The organism is Enterococcus alishanensis (assembly GCF_019218635.1).
Classification (GTDB): domain Bacteria; phylum Bacillota; class Bacilli; order Lactobacillales; family Enterococcaceae; genus Enterococcus_A; species Enterococcus_A alishanensis.
The window spans coordinates 1-1,777 of record NZ_JAHUZB010000023.1; the positions used below are offsets into that span (position 1 = coordinate 1).

General features: G+C 51.2%; 1 rRNA gene. It reads left to right on the forward strand.

What is annotated here, in order from left to right:
• Positions 1-156: 156 nt before the first annotated feature.
• Positions 157-1,716, forward strand: a 16S ribosomal RNA gene (locus tag KUA55_RS18050).
• The last annotated feature ends 61 nt before the right edge of the window (positions 1,717-1,777 follow it).

Consider the following 1,777-nt stretch of genomic DNA (forward strand, 5'->3'; position numbering starts at 1 on the left):
TGCAACAGAAATAGACCTTTGAAAACTGAACGAATAAGACGAACCAAATGTGTAGGGCGTTCCTATTAATAGGAACAAACAATACAAAGCAAGCAATATGCTAGCAACAAGTCAATTAATACAATTGAGCTAACAGTCGCAAGACTGTGCAAACTTTTTAATGAGAGTTTGATCCTGGCTCAGGACGAACGCTGGCGGCGTGCCTAATACATGCAAGTCGAACGCTTTTTCTTTCACCGGAGCTTGCTCCACCGAAAGAAAAGGAGTGGCGAACGGGTGAGTAACACGTGGGTAACCTACCCTCCAGCGGGGGATAACACTTGGAAACAGGTGCTAATACCGCATAACAGAGAAAACCGCCTGGTTTTCTTTTGAAAGGCGCAATTGCGTCACTGGAGGATGGACCCGCGGTGCATTAGCTAGTTGGTGAGGTAACGGCTCACCAAGGCAACGATGCATAGCCGACCTGAGAGGGTGATCGGCCACATTGGGACTGAGACACGGCCCAAACTCCTACGGGAGGCAGCAGTAGGGAATCTTCGGCAATGGACGAAAGTCTGACCGAGCAACGCCGCGTGAGTGAAGAAGGTTTTCGGATCGTAAAACTCTGTTGTCAGAGAAGAACAAGGATAAGAGTGGAAAGTTTATCCCTTGACGGTATCTGACCAGAAAGCCACGGCTAACTACGTGCCAGCAGCCGCGGTAATACGTAGGTGGCAAGCGTTGTCCGGATTTATTGGGCGTAAAGCGAGCGCAGGCGGTCTCTTAAGTCTGATGTGAAAGCCCCCGGCTCAACCGGGGAGGGTCATTGGAAACTGGGAGACTTGAGTGCAGAAGAGGAGAGTGGAATTCCATGTGTAGCGGTGAAATGCGTAGATATATGGAGGAACACCAGTGGCGAAGGCGGCTCTCTGGTCTGTAACTGACGCTGAGGCTCGAAAGCGTGGGGAGCAAACAGGATTAGATACCCTGGTAGTCCACGCCGTAAACGATGAGTGCTAAGTGTTGGAGGGTTTCCGCCCTTCAGTGCTGCAGCTAACGCATTAAGCACTCCGCCTGGGGAGTACGACCGCAAGGTTGAAACTCAAAGGAATTGACGGGGGCCCGCACAAGCGGTGGAGCATGTGGTTTAATTCGAAGCAACGCGAAGAACCTTACCAGGTCTTGACATCCTTTGACCACTCTAGAGATAGAGCTTCCCCTTCGGGGGCAAAGTGACAGGTGGTGCATGGTTGTCGTCAGCTCGTGTCGTGAGATGTTGGGTTAAGTCCCGCAACGAGCGCAACCCTTATTGTTAGTTGCCATCATTTAGTTGGGCACTCTAGCGAGACTGCCGGTGACAAACCGGAGGAAGGTGGGGATGACGTCAAATCATCATGCCCCTTATGACCTGGGCTACACACGTGCTACAATGGGAAGTACAACGAGTCGCGAAGTCGCAAGGCTAAGCTAATCTCTTAAAGCTTCTCTCAGTTCGGATTGTAGGCTGCAACTCGCCTACATGAAGCCGGAATCGCTAGTAATCGCGGATCAGCACGCCGCGGTGAATACGTTCCCGGGCCTTGTACACACCGCCCGTCACACCACGAGAGTTTGTAACACCCGAAGTCGGTGAGGTAACCTTTATGGAGCCAGCCGCCTAAGGTGGGATAGATGATTGGGGTGAAGTCGTAACAAGGTAGCCGTATCGGAAGGTGCGGCTGGATCACCTCCTTTCTAAGGAAAATTACGGAGACTACACAAGTTTATCTTTATTCGTTCAGTTTTGAGAGGTCTA